General features: G+C 35.0%; 15 protein-coding genes and 1 tRNA gene. 6 read left to right on the plus strand and 10 right to left on the minus strand.

Going from position 1 to position 18,653, the window contains the following annotated elements; translation table 11 throughout:
• The first annotated feature begins 72 nt into the window (after positions 1-72).
• Positions 73-1,227 carry a DNA polymerase III subunit gene (locus tag KXJ69_RS04060; protein WP_219051535.1) on the plus strand — a complete coding sequence of 385 codons (1,155 nt, stop codon included), beginning with the start codon at positions 73-75 and terminating at the stop codon, positions 1,225-1,227.
• 144 nt (positions 1,228-1,371) lie between these two features.
• Here the strand turns inward: KXJ69_RS04060 and KXJ69_RS04065 are convergent, their stop codons facing one another.
• From KXJ69_RS04065 to KXJ69_RS04080, 4 genes are all read right to left on the minus strand, one after another.
• Positions 1,372-2,220, minus strand: a complete 849-nt coding sequence (locus KXJ69_RS04065) for a class I SAM-dependent methyltransferase (protein WP_219051537.1) — start codon at positions 2,218-2,220, stop codon at positions 1,372-1,374.
• A 33-nt stretch (positions 2,221-2,253) separates the two neighbouring features.
• Positions 2,254-4,125 (minus strand): tRNA uridine-5-carboxymethylaminomethyl(34) synthesis enzyme MnmG, encoded by a 1,872-nt coding sequence (gene mnmG, locus KXJ69_RS04070; protein ID WP_219051539.1) that lies wholly within the window; start codon positions 4,123-4,125, stop codon positions 2,254-2,256.
• Between the two features lie 109 nt (positions 4,126-4,234).
• Positions 4,235-4,648 carry an rRNA maturation RNase YbeY gene (gene ybeY, locus KXJ69_RS04075; RefSeq protein ID WP_219051541.1) on the minus strand — a complete coding sequence of 138 codons (414 nt, stop codon included), beginning with the start codon at positions 4,646-4,648 and terminating at the stop codon, positions 4,235-4,237.
• Positions 4,641-8,081 (minus strand): coiled-coil domain-containing protein, encoded by a 3,441-nt coding sequence (locus KXJ69_RS04080; RefSeq protein ID WP_219051543.1) that lies wholly within the window; start codon positions 8,079-8,081, stop codon positions 4,641-4,643. The genes ybeY and KXJ69_RS04080 overlap by 8 nt, the downstream gene beginning before the upstream one ends.
• 145 nt (positions 8,082-8,226) lie before the next feature.
• Between KXJ69_RS04080 and gltX the strand changes: the two genes are divergently transcribed.
• Positions 8,227-9,735 carry a glutamate--tRNA ligase gene (gene gltX / locus KXJ69_RS04085; protein WP_219051545.1) on the plus strand — a complete coding sequence of 503 codons (1,509 nt, stop codon included), beginning with the start codon at positions 8,227-8,229 and terminating at the stop codon, positions 9,733-9,735.
• On the opposite strand, the gene KXJ69_RS04090 is transcribed toward gltX, so the two are convergent.
• Entirely contained in the window at positions 9,732-10,418 is a 687-nt protein-coding gene (locus tag KXJ69_RS04090; RefSeq protein ID WP_219051547.1) for an outer membrane beta-barrel protein, read from the minus strand. The two genes, gltX and KXJ69_RS04090, sit on opposite strands and share 4 nt — an antisense overlap.
• Before the next feature lie 75 nt (positions 10,419-10,493).
• On the opposite strand from KXJ69_RS04090, the gene KXJ69_RS04095 reads away from it, so the two are divergent.
• Positions 10,494-11,474, plus strand: a complete 981-nt coding sequence (locus KXJ69_RS04095) for an SPFH domain-containing protein (protein WP_219051549.1) — start codon at positions 10,494-10,496, stop codon at positions 11,472-11,474.
• A gap of 29 nt (positions 11,475-11,503) precedes the next feature.
• Here the strand turns inward: KXJ69_RS04095 and KXJ69_RS04100 are convergent, their stop codons facing one another.
• Positions 11,504-13,180 carry a glutamine--tRNA ligase/YqeY domain fusion protein gene (locus KXJ69_RS04100; RefSeq protein ID WP_255571183.1) on the minus strand — a complete coding sequence of 559 codons (1,677 nt, stop codon included), beginning with the start codon at positions 13,178-13,180 and terminating at the stop codon, positions 11,504-11,506.
• A gap of 198 nt (positions 13,181-13,378) precedes the next feature.
• Here KXJ69_RS04100 and folB point away from each other — a divergent pair, with 198 nt between their 5' ends.
• Together folB and KXJ69_RS04110 are read left to right on the plus strand one after the other, a co-directional pair.
• Positions 13,379-13,735 carry a dihydroneopterin aldolase gene (gene folB / locus KXJ69_RS04105; protein ID WP_219051551.1) on the plus strand — a complete coding sequence of 119 codons (357 nt, stop codon included), beginning with the start codon at positions 13,379-13,381 and terminating at the stop codon, positions 13,733-13,735.
• A 70-nt stretch (positions 13,736-13,805) separates the two neighbouring features.
• Positions 13,806-13,879, plus strand: a tRNA-Cys gene (locus KXJ69_RS04110).
• Between the two features lie 27 nt (positions 13,880-13,906).
• Here KXJ69_RS04110 and KXJ69_RS04115 read toward each other — a convergent pair.
• The 4 genes from KXJ69_RS04115 to rnr all read right to left on the minus strand — a co-directional run bounded on the left by KXJ69_RS04115 (position 13,907) and on the right by rnr (position 18,191).
• Complete coding sequence (locus tag KXJ69_RS04115) at positions 13,907-14,602, minus strand: LysE family translocator (protein ID WP_219051554.1); 696 nt, start codon at positions 14,600-14,602, stop codon at positions 13,907-13,909.
• Between the two features lie 108 nt (positions 14,603-14,710).
• Positions 14,711-15,385, minus strand: a complete 675-nt coding sequence (locus KXJ69_RS04120) for a head GIN domain-containing protein (RefSeq protein ID WP_219051556.1) — start codon at positions 15,383-15,385, stop codon at positions 14,711-14,713.
• 60 nt (positions 15,386-15,445) lie between these two features.
• Positions 15,446-15,961: a DUF3124 domain-containing protein gene (locus KXJ69_RS04125; RefSeq protein ID WP_219051558.1), complete on the minus strand. Its 516-nt coding sequence runs from the start codon at positions 15,959-15,961 to the stop codon at positions 15,446-15,448.
• A 34-nt stretch (positions 15,962-15,995) separates the two neighbouring features.
• Positions 15,996-18,191 (minus strand): ribonuclease R, encoded by a 2,196-nt coding sequence (gene rnr / locus KXJ69_RS04130; RefSeq protein WP_219051560.1) that lies wholly within the window; start codon positions 18,189-18,191, stop codon positions 15,996-15,998.
• An 87-nt stretch (positions 18,192-18,278) separates the two neighbouring features.
• Here rnr and KXJ69_RS04135 point away from each other — a divergent pair, with 87 nt between their 5' ends.
• Positions 18,279-18,518, plus strand: coding sequence for a DUF2007 domain-containing protein (locus KXJ69_RS04135; protein WP_219051562.1), 240 nt, complete (start codon positions 18,279-18,281; stop codon positions 18,516-18,518).
• Positions 18,519-18,653 lie beyond the last annotated feature (135 nt).

An 18,653-nucleotide genomic window follows, 5' to 3' on the forward strand; every position in this document is an offset into this window, starting at 1 on the left:
GTCCTATTTTTCAAACGCAAATATAACCAATTATGCCGTTAATAGACTGAATAAAAAAATGTAGTTTTGTGTATGGATTTCTCACAAGTTGTTGGTTTAGATTACATCAAAAACCATCTTTTAACAACCCTAAAAAATGACAGAATTGCCCATGCTCAATTGTTTGTAGGGCAAAGCGGTGCTGGACTACTTCCAATAGCCATAGGTTATGCCAAAGAAATTTTGTGCAGTCAATATGAAGTTGATAGTGAGGCTCACCTTCGTTGTTCAAAAAATGTCGAGCGTCTTTCTCACCCCGATCTTCATTTTGTATATCCCGTAAACACAAATGAATCTGTTAAAAAATCGGCCGTATCCGACTCATTTTCAACAGAATGGAGAGATTTTGTTTCAAAAAATCCTTATGGTTCTCTCTTTCAATGGTTTCAGCATTTAGGAATTGAAAATAAGCAAGGGAATATTAGTGTAAAGGAAGCCGAAGAAATTTCGAAAAAGCTCTCATTGAAGGCATATGAAGGTGGTTACAAAGTTATGATTGTTTGGATGGCCGAAAAAATGAATACCGAATGTGCCAACAAAATTTTAAAATTGGTCGAAGAACCTTCAGACAAAACAGTGCTCCTTTTACTTACTGAAAATGAAGAGCAAATTATTAATACTATTCATTCCCGTTGCCAAACATTGCATTTGCCTTTACTTTCTGAGGCTGCTATTACAAAAGCACTCATAGAGAAAAAAGGAATTACAGAAAATGAAGCACAAAAGATTAGTAGACAGTCTCATGGAGATTTTAATAAAGCACTTCAAATTATTGAAAACACCAATGAAGACAGTATTTTTGAAGAATGGTTTATTCTTTGGGTACGTACTGCATTTAAGGCAAAAGGAAATAAAAAAGCGATTGAGGAACTGTTGCAATGGAGTGACTTAATGGCCCAAAACGGAAGAGAAACACAAAAAAACTTTTTGTTTTACTGTGTAGAATTATTTCGACAAGCGTTACTTAAAAATTATAAAGCCGATTCACTTTTATATTTTGAAACGAAAGACCCAAAATTCACTATTGAAAAATTTGCACCTTTTGTACATCAAAATAATATTTTTGAAATTGTTGAAGCCTTAGAAAATGCAAATTACCATATTGAACGAAATGGGAATGCAAAAATCATTTTTACAGATCTTTCCATACAACTCACCAGGCTTATTCATAAAAAAGAATTGGTATAAATAATACTTATTGAAGCATCGGATTTTTATAAGTACTTATTATTTGTTTTGATCAAAAATAAAGCCGTTTAAGAGCGTTTAAAAAAGAAGAAAGGCAAACTGCCGTTTATGCGCTTTTGCATTAAAAATTAGCGCTTATTTTAATTAATTAGCCTTTTTGAAGATATAAATTAAAGAAGAATACTCCTTGGTCTTCCAAGCAGAAAGATTTGAACGCAATCCTATCCAAAATGCCTTAAGTGAAAAAGTATTTCCGTTTTTATATTTCTCCGAAATAAGACTTACATAAAATGCATCAAAAATCATAGGTTTAGTTTTTACCAATGTCATTTTTGACGAAAACAACATCTTCATGCTTTCTTGAGAAAAATGCCAAAGATGTCTCGGCACATCATAGGCAGCCCAAAATTCTTTATAAAATTTTGCATCGTAGGAATTAAAGTTGGGAACTGCAACGATTAAAGTTCCGCCTTCTTTAACCAATGCTTCAATGTTAAGAACTGTATTTTGTAAATCGGGTAAGTGCTCCAACACATGCCACAGGGTAACCACATCAAATTGATTTCCCTTACATTCTTCTATCGACTCTTTTAATTGTATTCCTTTATTTAGAGAAAGTGATCTTGCACTTGCATTCACCTCAACACCATTTACCTCCCAATTATTATCTTTTGCGTATTTTAAAAAATCTCCTGTTCCGGCTCCAATATCTAGCAAGCTCCCTTTTCCTAGATGTAGTTTTTCAATTAAACGTAGTTTTCTTTTTAAAGAATAGTTCTTGACTGCTTGGTAAAGAAAATTAATTAGACCCTTTTTTGAATCGGTATGAGAGATATATTCATTGCTTTCGTAGTACTTATTAAGATTCTCTTTTAAAGGTTGTGGTTGTGTTATAAGAATCTTTTGGTCTTCATTCCAAACTAATGAAAAGGATTCTCCAGACACCAAAAAGTCTTTGGTGGTACAATGAGTTTTATCGGATTGTTCTGTCAAAATAGTAAATGTTCCACGTGAAACAATGTTAAATTACCTTCCCATATACACTAACAATACCGAAATATCATTAGGAGAAACGCCGCTTATTCGTGACGCTTGAGAAACCGTTGTGGGTTTAATTTTAGTGAGTTTTTCGACAGCTTCATACGACAACGACTTAAGTTTAGAATAGTCAAAACTTGATGGTATTTTAATCCCTTCTAGTCGATTTAACTTGTCTGCATTGTTCTTTTCTTTTTCAATATAACCCGCATATTTTATTTGAATTTCGGTTTGCTCCAAAATCTCGTGGGTTAATTCATTGGATGCAGCAAATTCATTTACTTCTTGTATTTTCCTCATATCATCCATAGTGATATTAGGTCTCGAAAAGAACTTAAATAATTTGTCACTTTGCTTTACAAGGGCCGAATCTTTATTTTCAAGTATAGGATTTATTATTTCTGGCGCAGCACTTGTTTCTTTAAAAAACTGAATAAAAGCATCACTTTTTGCATACTTTTCTTCCATATCACGCATTCTTTCTTCAGAAGCCAAACCAAGCTCAAAGGATTTTGGTGTTAACCGATTATCGGCATTATCTTGTCGCAATAAGGTTCTATATTCCGCACGAGAGGTAAACATTCTATAAGGCTCCTTTGTTCCTTTTGTAATAAGGTCGTCTATTAACACCCCTATATACGCTTCATCTCTTTTTAATATAAAAGGGTCCTTTTCATGCACTTTTAAATGCGCATTAATACCTGCCATTAACCCTTGAGATGCGGCTTCTTCATATCCTGTTGTACCGTTAATTTGACCCGCAAAATACAACCCAGATACGAGTTTAGTTTCTAGAGTGTGCTGTAACTGTGTAGGCGGAAAGTAATCATATTCTATGGCATATCCTGGTCTGAAAAACTTTACATGTTCAAATCCAGCACATTCCTTTAACGCTTTAAACTGAACTTCCTCTGGTAAGGAAGTTGAAAACCCATTAATATAATATTCAACAGTATTCCACCCTTCAGGCTCAACAAACAATTGATGTCTGTCTTTATCTGCAAACCGATTAATTTTATCTTCAATAGAAGGACAATACCTTGGTCCAATACTTTTAATAGAACCATTAAACATAGGAGATCTATCAAATCCTTCCTTTAATAATTCATGAACTAAAGGACTTGTATGTGTCATATGACACGCTCTTTGTTGGGTAAGGGGTTTTGTGATTTTTGAATAAGAAAATTTTTGTGGGTCGTCATCTCCTGGTTGTATGATCATTTTGGAAAAATCTAAGGATCTTCCATCCACTCTTGGTGGTGTTCCAGTTTTCATTCTTCCGGCTTCAAAACCTAAATCAACTAAATCCTGTGTAATCCCGGTAGAAGCTTTTTCTCCTGCTCGACCACCTCCAAATTGTTTGTCTCCAATGTGAATAAGACCGTTTAAAAAAGTTCCGTTTGTTAATACAACAGATTTTCCCTTCACTTCAATACCTAACGAAGTCTTTACGCCTATTACTTTTCTGTTTTCAACTAAAATCCCAGAAACCATTTCTTGGTAAAAATCAAGATTGGGTGTTTGCTCTAACATTAATCGCCATTCTTCAGCAAAACGCATTCGGTCACTTTGAACACGTGGACTCCACATAGCAGGTCCTTTCGATTTATTGAGCATTTTAAACTGAATGGCTGTCTTGTCTGAAACAATTCCGCTATAGCCGCCCAACGCATCAATTTCACGAACAATTTGTCCTTTAGCAATACCTCCCATAGCAGGGTTGCAAGACATCTGTGCAATATTTTGAAGGTTCATTGTAATAAGTAAAGTAGACGACCCAAGGTTCGCGGCAGCAGCCGCTGCTTCAGATCCTGCGTGTCCAGCACCTACAACAATAACATCATATTCTTTATTAAACATAGCTTCTATTGTTCCACGTGGAACAAATTAATTTTTAAACGGGTGCAAATATAGCGTAAAACATTGAAATTCAGATAATTAAAATAATAAATAGTTGAATATCAGGCTACTAGCTTTGGAAAGCTTGAAGATAAAAGTTTTCCTTGAAACGCATTTGGCTTTCATCAGCTTCAGATTTGTCCTTATAACCACATAGATGAAGCACGCCATGTATAATCACTCTATGTAATTCTTCATTAAAAGAAACTTTATATTCTGAAGCGTTTTCTTTTACCCTGTCAATGGATATATAAATCTCCCCGTGGATTTCCTTTCCTAAAGTATAATCAAAAGTGATAATATCTGTAAGTGTATCGTGATTAAGGAATTCAAGATTTATTTTATGAAGGTACACATCATCACAAAAAATAAAAGTTAAATCTCCTTCCTTTAATCCTTCAGAAACTATCGTTTTTGCAACCCAATCTTTTACAGAATCTTCATCACTAAATTCAAACTCTGTTTCAGAAAAAAAATCAATCATTTTCTTTGTTAAAATACTTTTGCACTTCTTTCTTATATTCTAAATGCAAAGGTAAGGCTTCCCTATTTAGAATTTCTTCTTGATTGAAATACTTTTTAATGTCCTCTGGTTGTAACCGAAGCGAGTTATTAAATTGTTGTCTATTGGTACGAGATTCTCTTCTATTTTCTTTTCCTTGCTCAAAGTCTGCTTCGTCTAGTTTCAACAATTCATACTGCAGATTTAGCATACGTTCCAAGGTTCTTTGGTTAAAGCCTTTATCTAGCAATTGCTGCTCAATACCTTCCATTTCCTTTATAATTTTACCTCCTTGCCCCTCTAGTCCTTCTTTACTTAATCTATCCTTTAGTTGATTTCGTAAATCCTGCTGTTGCTTGTAAATTTCATACAGCTTTCCATTTAAATCCTCATTGTATTTATCTCCATTTTCACCTTCTTTTCCATCTTTATTACCATTACCACCACTACCATTATTTCCACTTTTGCCATCTTTACCATCTTTTCCTGAATTTCCATCACCAGATTGTCCACCTCCTTCTCCTTCTCCTTGACCCTCCTTTCCTTGACCTTTTTCACCTTCTCCATCTTGTCCCTCTTTTCCTTTTTCCATTCCTTCACCCATTTCTTTACTCAGGCTTTCTTGTTTTTTGATAATATCTGGGAGTTGGAAGCCATCACCTTGTCCTTCTCCTTTTCCCATACCCTTGCCTTGTCCTTTGCCCTGACCTGGCATACTCATAGCCATACTTTGCATATTACTTAGCAGATCGCTTAAAAGAATAGCAAGCTCATTAGCGCCTGTTACAGTATATTGTTGACTCGCAATACCATTACGTGAATTATTTTCTGCAAATTGTTCTAGCGCCTTATCGATGTTGAAAGACACATTAGTAAGTGATTCATTAATTACTTCGCTAATTAAAGGTTGTCGTAATGATAATGCAAAAAGACTATCATCAATATGCTGAAAATTCAATTTTAAATCATTCTGAATATTAAGTTTTTTTCCAAAGGCAGCACTTCCATAATCAATTTGTTTAAAATCTTGCATTAAGTCTTCCTGCTCAAATGAAAAAGTAACAAGGTTGTCCAAAACCTGACGCAACATTTCAATGTCTTCATCCATACTATCCATTTGGCCGGACATCATTTTAGCTTCCATTTGCTGACTCATTTGCTTCATTTTTTGACCCGCTTTCTTTTGGCTGGGTGCTGCACCTTGAGGATTTTGCTGTTGTAATTTATCTGTGGCTTTTTCTTGCTCCTTTTCAACTTCCTTTTCGCCAGTTACATCTTGTGGGATATCAATAGGCTCTTTCAACTCTTCATTTTCCTTTTTTAAATCTTCCATCTCCTTCTGGAAGTCGTCAAACTTTTTGTTCAACTCTTCCTGCTTTTCCTTTGTGTTTTCTTCTTTTGATGCTTCCGAAAGCTTTTCCTGTTCCTCCCCTAGCTTGAAAAGTTCTTCCGCGAGCTTTTCTGCTTTTTTGGTGACATAATAGCGCTTCGTAAGCTCAACTAACTGTTCTAAATTCTTTTCTTGATTCTTGTTTTGCTTAGCAAGTTTTTCCAATTTTTCTGAAAGCTCTTCTTTGTCAATTTTTTCTTGAAGTCGTTCTAATTCTTCTAACAGTTTTTCATTTTCCTCCAGGCGCTTTTCATTTTCTTCTAGTCGCTCTTCTAATTGTTCCTTAAATGGATCTTCCTCTTTGTTTTCGGGCTGAAACTTTTGTAAATCCTCTTTCATTTCTTTAGAAAAATTCTTCATCATTTCCTCTTGCTGTTTTTGCCGTTTCAGGAAGTCCTCAAGCTTCTTTTTATCGTTCCAATTAAGTTGCTCTTTTTCTTTTTGAATTTTATTAATTTCTTCTAAGCGTTTGTCTTGTTCTTTCAAGTCCTTAATCGATTTTGAAAGATCTTTTATATTTTCTCCTTGTTTTTCAAGTTGAAGTTTCTCCAATTCGTCTTTTGTGAGCTTTCTGAAGGTGTAAAATCCTGTTTTTGAAGATTTATAATTATGAATTACATCGTTGTCAAAAACTTCAAAATAGTATTCATAAGAAACGCCTTCTTCAAGTTCTAAATCCCCTGGAAAGGTATGTGTAAATTGGTCGAAGTTTGAAGTATTAATAGATAGCTTTTTAGTTTTCTTTTGTCCTTCTTCTCCCACAGGATAATACACCAATTGTAGCTTTGTAAGTCCATAATCGTCTGAGACTTGTCCCAAAAAATAATAGGTTTGAAACTCGGTACTGTCTTGTTTTGAAGACACAGATATTTCAGGATACTCGTCTTTTACAACCCCTAATGTAAAGGCAAGGTTTTCGTACTCTTTCAAATCTTTATTGGAAGTTGTAATGGCGTAATCCAGTTTTTGATATACTCCTTTATTAAAGCTGAATTCGTTTTCCTTTACACTAAAGTTATAAGAAGTGTCCTTTACTTTAAGTTGCACCGTTTCGGTATTCTTGGTGTTAACTTTCCAGGTAACCTGCGTTCCCTCTAGTATCGTAGCATTACCCGTGCTCTTTAAAGTTTCATCTTTCTTTCCTGTGTAAGATGGATAATTCAGAAACATCTCAAACCCTAACAATGATGGGGTTTTAACCACCTCAACCCGATAGGGTTTAGAAATTACTTTATTGGCAATAAAGCGAAAATCAAAACTTTCGGAAGGTTGAGAGAAGGTAAATTCAAATCTCCCTGGGCTGGTTTGTTCTAGGTAATAGGTTTCGTTATTAAAGTTCACTGAAGCATTTTCGGGAACTACGGTACCTTCGGTTTTTACTTTAACCTTAAAGTTTTTGTTTTCAATAGCTTTTAAATCATCATTCAGCAATACAAAACTAAAAGGCGCTGGTGGCTCATAAGCGGTATCATAATGCACTACTCTTTCGTAGCTATCTGTAAATAAATTTTTGTCCCAAAATAGACTTATTAATACAATGATTACAACAGGAATGGCCGCATATTTAAGATATTTAATGTTTTTCTTAAAATGAATAGCGCTCACAAAAGGAATCGGTTGCAACTCACCAGATTTTTGATCGATACTGGCGGCAAGCAATTCAGATTCTCGTCTATTCTGGTTTAGCTGAATTACATTTAACAGCTTATCATTAACCTGCGGGAAATGGTTGCCAATAATTTTTGAAGCTTCTTCATAACTAATCCCCTTTTGGAGTTTAAATAGTTTTGCTAATGGAAAAGCAATAAATCTTGCAAATAATCCTAACGCAACGACAACAAAAGTCCAAAAAAGGATGGCTCTGCCTGTTGTTTCTAACCACAAAAAATGTTCAACAAGCAAGGTGATAATAAGATACAATAGCCCAATAGCAAAGAACAAGATAGCTCCTTTAATAAGTTCATTCGTGTAGTATTTACGAATAAACTGTTCTAACTTTTGTTGTATGATATTAAATGTGCTCAATGGCAATGGCTTTAAGGACTAAAATATAACAAAAATTATACCTAATAAGCGCGTTTGGGAAAGATTTACATGTTTCAATTCTTTTTAGCGGCTCACCAAGGAGAAAACTTAAACAATTTCTACCTTTGCCACTCAAATTAAGGTTATGTCTCAAAAAGTTAGAGTTCGTTTTGCTCCTAGTCCAACTGGTCCTTTACATATTGGAGGGGTAAGAACGGCATTATTTAATTATTTATTTGCAAAAAAACACGGTGGCGCTTTTCTACTTCGTATTGAAGATACCGATCAAACCCGATATGTTGAAGGCGCCGAAGAGTATATTGTTGAAGCGTTAAACTGGCTTAATATTCCTTATGACGAAGGCCCTAATAAAGAAGGGGATTGTGGTCCCTATCGCCAAAGTGAACGAAAGTATTTATACAAAGAATATGCAAATAAGTTGATTTCTGAAGGAAAAGCTTATTATGCTTTTGATACGGCAGACGAGTTAGACGCACACCGGAAAGACCACGAAGCAAACGGCAAAACCTTTATCTATAATTGGCACAATCGCCTAAAACTAAAAAATTCGCTTGCGCTTTCTCCCGAAGTAGTTGAAAAGAAAATCGCTTCTGGTGAGGAATATGTCATTCGTTTTAAATCACCTGAAGGCAAAACGCTTCAGTTAAATGACATCATTCGAGGAGAAATGCAAATTGACACCAATATTTTAGACGATAAAGTGCTGTTTAAAAGTGATGGAATGCCAACGTATCATTTGGCCAATATTGTGGATGACCATCTCATGAAAATCACCCACGTGATTCGAGGAGAAGAATGGCTACCCTCTTTGGCTTTACACCAGTTGTTGTATGATGCTTTTGGATGGGAGGCGCCTCTATTTGCACACCTTCCTTTAATTATGAAACCCGTTGGAAAAGGAAAATTAAGTAAGCGAGATGGAGAAGCAGGTGGATTTCCAGTCTATCCACTAGAATGGAGAACTCAAAATGAATTATATATAGGCTATCGCGAAGAAGGCTATCTACAAGAAGCAGTAGTAAATATGTTGGCCCTATTAGGTTGGAATCCTGGAACGGAAAAAGAAATATTTAGTTTAAAAGAACTTATCAATACCTTTTCCTTAGAAAGAGTACATAAGGCCGGGGCAAAGTTTGATCCCGAAAAAGCAAAATGGTTTCAGCATCATTATCTTCAGGAATTAAATGAAGAAACCTTGGTTTCACAATTTACAAATCTCTTGGGGAGTAAAAATGTTTTTCCTTCAATCGAGGTGGCAAAAATTGTTTCTTTGGTGAAAGAACGTGCCACCTTTGTTTCAGATTTATGGGAGCAAAGCAGTTTCTTTTTTGAAGCTCCGAAATCCTATGATGAAAAAGCTGCGCAAAAATCCTTTAAAGAAGATACGCCGCAATTGCTTCAAAAAGTAGTTGGCATATTAAATGAAATGGATGATTTCTCGGCCGCCACTCTTTCCGAAAAAGTAAAAGGATGGATTACGGAAGAAGGTATTGGGTTTGGAAAAGTTATGATGCCGTTACGACTTTCATTAGTGGGAGAAATGAAAGGTCCAGATGTGTTTGAGATAATCGCTATTTTAGGGAAAAAAGAAGCGGTTGAAAGAATCCAAAAGGCGATTCAATCTATAGGCTAAAAGTATAAATACGCTCCAATAATTATTGTGGACGTATTTCCTTTAAACCCTCCTTCTGGTTTACTTGAAGATAAGGCCTCTTGGTCATTAAACCTATCGAACAAATTACTCACCCCATATTGATATTGGGCATTTACTTTAAAGTTTTTAAGCCCTGCTGTAATTCCGGTGGCCAAATGAAAATGTACCCTAGATACATTATCAATATCAGATGCCTTTAGGGTATCATATCCGTCCAAGACATAGTTATTAAAAGATTCATCCTTTAACTTCAGTTTCCCATTTACATTTAAAACAGGGCCTGCGTCAATACTTAAATGGTGTCTAATGATGTTATATCCACCTAACAATTTCACTTGGACACTAGAAAGCTCGTAATTAATATATTGCTCGTCAAAATTATTTAACGGATTGGCAAAGTCTCTACCAAAGATTCCCAATTGATTTTGATGAAAACTCACTCCGTATTCTAAATCGAAATTATTATACACATCCCCACGAGTAACAAATCCAGCAGAAAAACCATTTCCTGAGTTCGTATTGAAATTTGAAGTATTAATATCAAAAATATTAAAGCCGCCAAAAATTCCTAGTTGGTTATATTCATCATAATTTCGTTGGGCGGTAATTTCAGAAAAAAAGAAAAGGGAAATAGTAACAAAAAAGAGGTTTTTTAGACTCATCAAATAGCAATTTTTAAGGGGCAAAAGTAGCTTTAATTTTGTATCTTCAAACAGTAATTCAATAAAAACAAAACTATGGGCGGTATTTTAGCAATTCCAGTATTAATTTTCGCATTTTTCGTTTTACTCATGTTTATTTTCACGGTAAAACAACAAACAGCAGCCATAATAGAACGCTTTGGAAAGTTTCAAAGTATACGAACTTCAGGTTTACAGTTTAAAATCCCAGTATTTGACCGTATTGTGGGTCGTATTAACCTGAAAATTCAGCAATTAGACGTTTTAGTAGAAACAAAAACAAAAGACGATGTTTTTGTAAAGCTTAAAATTTCGGTACAGTTTCAAGTATTAAAAGAAAAAGTATACGATGCTTTTTACAAATTAGAAAACCCTCACGACCAGATTACATCCTATGTTTTTGATGTGGTGAGAGCCGAAGTTCCAAAGATGAAATTAGATGACGTTTTTGAAAGAAAAGACGATATCGCAATTGCAGTAAAACGAGAGTTGAATGAAGCTATGATTGATTATGGATATGACATTATTAAAACATTAGTGACCGATATTGATCCCGATGTACAAGTAAAAGCAGCAATGAACAGGATAAATGCTGCGGAACGGGAAAAAGTGGCGGCAGAGTACGAAGCAGAAGCAGAGCGTATTAAAATTGTTGCTAAAGCGCGTGCAGAAGCAGAAAGTAAACGACTACAAGGACAAGGTATCGCAGATCAACGTAGAGAAATTGCTCGTGGTCTTGAAGAATCTGTAGAGGTATTAAACAATGTAGGTATTAATTCTCAAGAAGCTTCAGCATTGATTGTAGTAACACAACATTACGACACATTGCAATCTATTGGGGAAGAAACCAATACTAACTTAATTCTACTTCCTAATTCCCCACAAGCAGGAAGTGATATGTTAAATAATATGATTGCTTCTTTTGTGGCGAGCAACCAAATTGGAGAGGAAATGAAAAAACAGAATCAAGCTACTGGTATAGGCAACACAAAGAAAAAAAGAACCCCACCACGAAGCAATGATGATATCAACTATTAATAAAAAAGGCGCTTTCGAAGTGCCTTTTTCTATTCTGTAAGTTTTGCCCAAGAATCTCGTAAAGGCACTGTTCTATTAAAAACTTTATTTTCAGAAGTACTATCCCTATCGACTACAAAATATCCCAAACGCTGAAACTGAAAATGATCTCCTTCATTAATCTCTTTTAGACTTGGCTCGGCATATCCTGTGATAACTTCTAAAGAATTAGGATTCACAAACTCCATAAAATCCTTGTCTTTTTGAGTGTCTGGAGAGGCTTCAGTAAATAGTCTGTCGTACATCCTAACTTCTACTGGTAAAGCATCTTTAATAGAAACCCAATGTAGGGTCCCTTTTACTTTTCTAAGAGAAGCTTCGGTGCCGCTTCCACTTTTAGAATCGGGGTCGTAGGTACAATGTATTTCAGTAATGTTCCCTTCAACATCTTTTACAACACTTTCCCCTTTTACTATGTAGGCACTTTTTAGACGAACTTCTTTGCCTAAAGTAAGCCTGAAAAACTTTCGGTTAGCTTCTTCCAAAAAATCGTCTCTTTCAATATATAGCTCTTTCGAAAAAGGAATTTTACGCATTCCAGCCGTTTCATCTTCGGGATTATTTTCGGTCTCTAACCATTCGGTTTCGCCCTCTGGATAGTTTGTGATAACCAATTTTACTGGATCTAAAACCACCATCACACGCGACGCTTTTTTGTTTAAATCCTCACGAACATTAAACTCGAGGTGTGAAACATCAATTAAATTTTCACGCTTTCCAACACCTATACTATCTGCAAAATTCCTGATAGAATCCGGCGTATAGCCTCGTCTTCGTAAACCAGCAATGGTTGGCATACGTGGATCATCCCAACCGGTCACAACGCCTTCTTGAACTAGTTTTAACAGTTTTCTTTTACTTACAACTGTATGACTTAAATTTCTACGTGCAAATTCACGCTGTTTAGGGCGTAATTTATTCTTATCGTACACTTGGTCTAAAAACCAATCGTAAAGCTCTCTATGGGGTAGGAATTCGAGTGTACAGAACGAATGTGACACTTGTTCTATATAATCGCTTTCCCCATGAGTCCAATCGTACATTGGAAAGATTTTCCAATCGGTTCCTGTTCTATGGTGGTGTTTGTTTAATACACGATACATAACTGGGTCGCGCATCAACATATTAGATGAAGCCATATCGATTTTAGCACGCAATACATGAGCGCCCTCTTCAACTTCGCCATTTTTCATTTTTTCGAATAACTCCAAATTTTCTTCTACAGAACGATTTCTGAATGGACTAGCCGTTCCAGGAGTATTGGGTGTTCCTTTTTGAGTTGCAATTTCTTCCGAGGATTGTGAATCTACGTATGCCATTCCGTCTTTAATAAATTGAACGGCCCAATCGTATAGTTGTTGAAAATAATCTGAAGCGTAACATTCGTTGGCCCATGTGTATCCTAGCCAAGAAATATCTCTTTTTATAGCATCAACGAATTCTTGTTCTTCTTTTGCCGGATTGGTATCGTCAAAACGTAAGTTAACAGGCGCGTTGTATTTTATCCCTAAGCCAAAATTTAAACAAATAGAGGACGCATGACCAATATGTAAATATCCGTTGGGCTCTGGAGGAAATCGAAAGCATAATTCGCTTTTTGAATATCCATTTTTTAAATCCTCTTCAATAATGTGCTCAATAAAATTGAGACTTCGTTCTTCACTCATAATTGTAATGTCTCCCTGAGCGCAGTCTCGGGGTTTTTTGAAGTGTCTAACCTTTCCAATTAAGTTCTCAAACACTGCGCTAATATTCGCAAAATCAAAAGTATTGAATTTTCAAATAATGCTTGAACAGACACGTTTTAAACCTATTGCAAAGGTAAATAATTAACTGAATAAAGTATCTTCGCAAAAAGTTTTTAAATGAGTACCATTCGACTTAAAAATATTCGCATTTATGCCAACCACGGTTGCCTAACAGAAGAAGAAAAAATTGGGAGCGATTATTTGGTGAATCTCACTGTTAAAGCCAACCTTGTTACGGCGGCCAAAACGGATAGGCTTGGTGATACCGTAGACTATGTGCATTTAAATAAAATTGTGAAAGAGCAAATGGCCCTTAGGAGTAAGCTTTTGGAACACGTAGGAAATCGAATTATAAATGCTATATTTTCTGAAATTCCTCTAGTTTCTCAAGTGAAAGTAAGTGTCGCTAAAGTAAACCCACCCATTGGGGGTGATGTGGCTGAAGTTAGTGTGACGATGAAATCTAAAAGATAGTTTTAAAAGAAAACAATAGTAATTCCTCTTTTGTTTCATTGGAATCTTATTATATTTGCCAACATAAATTGGCGTCTTGGCCGAGTGGCTAGGCAGAGCTCTGCAAAAGCTTGTACAGCGGTTCGAATCCGCTAGACGCCTCCAAAGCCTTCACTATAGTGAGGGCTTTTTTTATTTTGTCATATTCTCAATTTTATCGGAAGCATTTGGAATTCGATCGAGTCCCTTTTGAACTTCATCTGGAAAAACACCTTGAAGTAACATCATTACCCCAAAAATTAAAATAAGTATACTCACCCATTTTTTGGTTTTATAAATAAACCGAGGTGTCATTTTGCTTTTCAGCTTTTTTGCAAGGAATATTTTTAATAAATCTGTTAAGAAGAAAGTCGCTAATACCGTTGCAAGAAAAAAGAATACGCCATTTTCTGAAGTAGTTAAAGCATTTGCCATAATTATGGTCCCAATCCAACCCGCAAGTACACCAAAATTTACAAAATTGAGTAAAAATCCCTTCAGAAAAAGACCTCCTAAATCCTTTTTTACGTTCACCGCATAGTGCTCCCTAACAATTTTAATGAATGATTTTGCTGTGCGTATGTATGAGATTATTCCGTAAGCAATTAAAACAGCGCCTCCAAAAATGAGTAATCCTGGGTCATCTTTTACACGCTCTAAAATCTTACTTGTACTAAAATAGGCAATTAATATGAAGATAATATCTGCCGTTTGCGCGCCTAAATCGAAGAATAATCCAGCTTTAAATCCTTTGGTAATACTCGTTTCTATAAGTGTAAAAAATACAGGCCCAATAGCAAATGCTAACAGAAATCCGTACAAGGCAGCATATAACAAACCGTCAAACATGCCTTAAAATTACGAATTTGTTTATGGATGTTTAACGGTTTTAGAAAAAATATAGCTTCCCCCTTCCCTCCTTTGACAAGAAGGGAATTAAGAGGTGGTAGAAATAAGTTAATTCATCCTTTTAATACGACCCCCTGCAAATGTCTTTTCACTTACTGTTTTTGGATTACCATAAATATTAACATTCCCACCGGCGGCTACTCTAACATCTGCCTTGTTTGACACATAAATATCTGCTTTTCCTGCAGCAGTAACCCCAATAGTAGTGTCTTCGGTTTTAAGGTCACGACCTTCAAAAATTCCACCAGAACTTAAAGTGATGTCTTGACTTTTTGATACCCCCGAAGCTTCAACAATACCTCCAGTGACAGCTTTAATTTTAGTATGATTTACCTCCAATCCTACTTTTATTTTACCTCCTTCTTGAGCGCGAAGTTCAATCGTATTTTGCGAAATCATTTCATTTCCAACAATATAAGATCCTTCGTTAGCATCGATAATATCAATACTTTTAAAATATACTTCTACATAAGTTTCTTCTCCTCTAAAAATCTTTTCGGCCTCCATCTTCACTTTTAAGGTGCCGTTCTTATTTACAATGTTTACATCTTGGCTGTCCTCACCTTTTATAACAACCTTGTTCTCATTAGATTGAATAAGCGTCACAACAATTAAATCGTACACTTTTAATTCATTAAAATCTCCAACTTCCCTAGTGATAATTTCTTGAGAAAAAACACTGGTAGTTAAAATTGCTAAAAAAATGGTGCTCAAAATTTTCATGATGTTCTATTTTAATTTCTATAAAGATGTAAGAAGTTTAGAATTGTTACAATAAATAAATCAATTTATCCTAATCCCTTGTGTAGTAAACGACAATCCTTGCTGCCCATATGTAGAAATCATGGCACATTCAAAAAAAGGTTCGTGGGTATTAGGTTTAATCTTCCAATCGAAAATAAAATTAGCACCAGAACCTCCTTCTTTATCGCGTTCATCAATAACAATCTCAACGGTCTCCAAAGGTGCTATGAAGATAGGTTTGCTGAAATAATTTCGAATTAACTTTCCGTGGGTATTATAATAGCTGGCCTTCTCAAGGTAAATAGTATCTCTTTTATTAATATTTCTAAGGCTTACTGTTGCGGTTAAATTAATAGTAGCATGTTCTGTTTCACTATAAATTTCTGAGTAAACTGAAAGATAACTTGATCCACTTAACAGCGAATCATTTGGATTGTATTTTATAGCTCTTTTATCCCAATTTACTGGGTTGATAGAACTGATTTCTTTTTGATTTTCACAACCCATGGAAATCAATAAAAAAGAAATAATAATAAAGTAAAAAACAGTTTTCATTGTACGCATTTACAGCTACTGAAAATACAAAAATTTATTTAACATCTTTTTTATGTCCCAACATAGTGAAATCGAGATGTTTTTTAACCAAATCGGCGTTTTTAACTTTTACATATACTTCATCTCCAAGTTGATATACATTCTTGGTTTTACTTCCAATTACCGCAAATTCATCTTTATCAAATGTGTAGTGATCGTCTTTTAAATCCTGCACACGCACCATACCTTCACATTTATTTGAAATAATTTCTACATACACTCCCCATTCGGTTACACCAGAAATAACACCTAAATACTCTTGGTCTTTATGGTCCATCATATATTTCACCTGCATATATTTTATACTATCTCTCTCAGCATTTGAAGCAAGTCCTTCCATATCACTTGAATGGCGACATTGTAATTCGTATTTATCTTCTGAAGCGCTTTTTCCTCCATCTAAATACTGTTGTAATAGTCTATGCACCATCACATCTGGATAACGGCGAATAGGCGATGTAAAATGAGTGTAATAATCGAAAGCTAAGCCATAATGACCAATATTATTTACGGTATACACCGCTTTACTCATACTTCGAATGGCCAACGTATCAACTAAGTTTTGTTCTTTTTTACCAGCAACATCTTCTAATAATTTATTTAACGAGCTAGCAGTACTTTTTCTGTCGCGGGTAATTAATTTATACCCAAAACGTTTAATTATATTTTCTAAAGCTGCAATTTTATCGTCATCCGGTTCGTCATGAACACGATATACAAAGGTTTTTTTAGGGGTTTGTTTTCCAATAAATTCTGCCACACTTCGGTTGGCTAAAAGCATAAATTCTTCAATCAATTTATTAGCATCTTTTGCTTCTTTAAAATACACCCCTTCAGGGTTATTATTTTCGTCTAAAACAAATTTAACTTCTACTTTATCAAAAGAAATAGCGCCGTTATGCATACGCTGTTTCCGAAGGATTTTTGCTAAGCGATCTAATTCTAAAACAGCTTCGGTAATTTTAGAATCGACTGAATAGGCTTTTCCTGTAAGCGAAACTTTTTCAGAAATAGAACCTTTTCCTGTTTCAATAATTTCCTGAGCTTCTTCATAAGCAAAGCGAGCATCACTATAAGTAACTGTTCTTCCAAACCATTTATGGACTACTTCCGCTTTAGAATTCATTTCAAACACAGAAGAAAACGTATATTTTTCTTCATTAGGCCGAAGTGAACACGCATTGTTACTTAAAATTTCGGGTAACATAGGTACTACTCTATCTACAAGATAAACTGAGGTTGCTCTTCCGTATGCTTCATCATCAAGAATGGTTCCTGGTTTTACATAATGTGACACATCGGCAATATGTATTCCTATTTCATAATTTCCGTTTTTAAGTTTTTGAAAGGATAACGCATCATCAAAATCCTTTGCGTCTTTTGGATCAATGGTAAAGGTAAGTACCTCTCGCATGTCTCGTCTTTTCTTAATCTCAGCTGGCTGAATGGAAGTATCTAACTGATTTGCATAATCTTCTACTTCCTTTGGAAACTCATACGGTAAACCGTATTGTGCTAGAATAGAATGAATTTCGGTATTGTGTTCTCCTGCTTTTCCTAAAACACGAACGATACTTCCAATTGGGGAATCGCTATGCGCCTCCCAACCTTCCATTTTCACAATTACCTTGTCTCCTGATTGGGCTTTATTAATTTTGGATTTAGGTACAAAAATATCTGTATACATGCTATATCCTGGGCATTCTACAAAGGCGAATTTATCTGAAACCTGAATGGTTCCAACAAATTCCGTCCTTTTTCTTTCTATAATTTTTGTGACTTCTCCTTCTAGTTTTCCACTTCGCTTACGTTTAAAAACATAGACTTCCACTATATCACCATTCAAGGCCTTGTTTAAATGTTTTTTTCCAATGGAGATATCATCTTCCAAGCCTTCCACAATCACATATCCTTTCCCTCGAGAAGTAATATCCATGACTCCGGTATGGTAGTTTTTAGAAGGTGTTAAAATATATTTACCTCTTTCTATTTCCTGAATAGATCCTTCTCCTTTTAATCGTTGAAGACTTTTTACAATATGATTTCTACTACTAGGATCGTTTAATCCTAATTTCGCTGCAATTTGTTTATAGTTAAAAGATTGAGTGTGTTCCTTTCGAAGAATGGTGAGGATGTTTTCTGTAAAGTGAGCAGACTGCTGTTTTTTTCCTCCTTTTTTCCTTTTCCGCATATGTCAAAAATATGATTTTTGTAAAAGTACGTTTATTAGTACAATAGCTTCCTATAATTAGGATAGAATTAGTAATTTAGTAATATCATGGAACACTTCAAAACCATTGCAATTTTCACGTATCCAGCAGAATATGCTGTACTTCGATTGCTTTTGGAACAAGAGGAAATACGCTATGTGTTTCAAAATGAAACCATGATTTGGGTACTTCCTTTTCATTCCAACGCAATAGGAGGAATCCGGTTAAAAGTTCACGAAGAAGATATTCCATCAGCAGAATTCATTTTAGATAAATGGAAAAACAATCCAGATCTTCGAATCGTATAAAATTTCTTTAAAAGTAGTTTTCAACAAGTATATAATCATCTTTATTTTTTATTGAAATTTAAATTAAAAAAATGATGGTTATTATAGTTTGTTAATAGGTAGTATAACTTTTTAATGTTCTCCTTTTATTTTTAG

The sequence above is a fragment of the Halomarinibacterium sedimenti genome (assembly GCF_019312585.1).
Lineage (GTDB): Bacteria > Bacteroidota > Bacteroidia > Flavobacteriales > Flavobacteriaceae > Halomarinibacterium > Halomarinibacterium sedimenti.

Bases quoted from the DNA above. Each gene is read 5' to 3' on its own strand.
- ybeY (WP_219051541.1), bottom strand. From the start codon at position 4,648: ATGATTGATTTTTTTTCTGAAACAGAGTTTGAATTTAGTGATGAAGAT.
- KXJ69_RS04115 (WP_219051554.1), bottom strand. From the start codon at position 14,602: ATGTTTGACGGTTTGTTATATGCTGCCTTGTACGGATTTCTGTTAGCA.
- KXJ69_RS04100 (WP_255571183.1), bottom strand. From the start codon at position 13,180: ATGAGTGAAGAACGAAGTCTCAATTTTATTGAGCACATTATTGAAGAG.
- gltX (WP_219051545.1), top strand. From the start codon at position 8,227: ATGTCTCAAAAAGTTAGAGTTCGTTTTGCTCCTAGTCCAACTGGTCCT.
- KXJ69_RS04060 (WP_219051535.1), top strand. From the start codon at position 73: ATGGATTTCTCACAAGTTGTTGGTTTAGATTACATCAAAAACCATCTT.
- rnr (WP_219051560.1), bottom strand. From the start codon at position 18,191: ATGCGGAAAAGGAAAAAAGGAGGAAAAAAACAGCAGTCTGCTCACTTT.
- KXJ69_RS04120 (WP_219051556.1), bottom strand. From the start codon at position 15,385: ATGAAAATTTTGAGCACCATTTTTTTAGCAATTTTAACTACCAGTGTT.
- KXJ69_RS04125 (WP_219051558.1), bottom strand. From the start codon at position 15,961: ATGAAAACTGTTTTTTACTTTATTATTATTTCTTTTTTATTGATTTCC.
- KXJ69_RS04135 (WP_219051562.1), top strand. From the start codon at position 18,279: ATGGAACACTTCAAAACCATTGCAATTTTCACGTATCCAGCAGAATAT.
- mnmG (WP_219051539.1), bottom strand. From the start codon at position 4,125: ATGTTTAATAAAGAATATGATGTTATTGTTGTAGGTGCTGGACACGCA.
- folB (WP_219051551.1), top strand. From the start codon at position 13,379: ATGAGTACCATTCGACTTAAAAATATTCGCATTTATGCCAACCACGGT.
- KXJ69_RS04090 (WP_219051547.1), bottom strand. From the start codon at position 10,418: ATGAGTCTAAAAAACCTCTTTTTTGTTACTATTTCCCTTTTCTTTTTT.
- KXJ69_RS04095 (WP_219051549.1), top strand. From the start codon at position 10,494: ATGGGCGGTATTTTAGCAATTCCAGTATTAATTTTCGCATTTTTCGTT.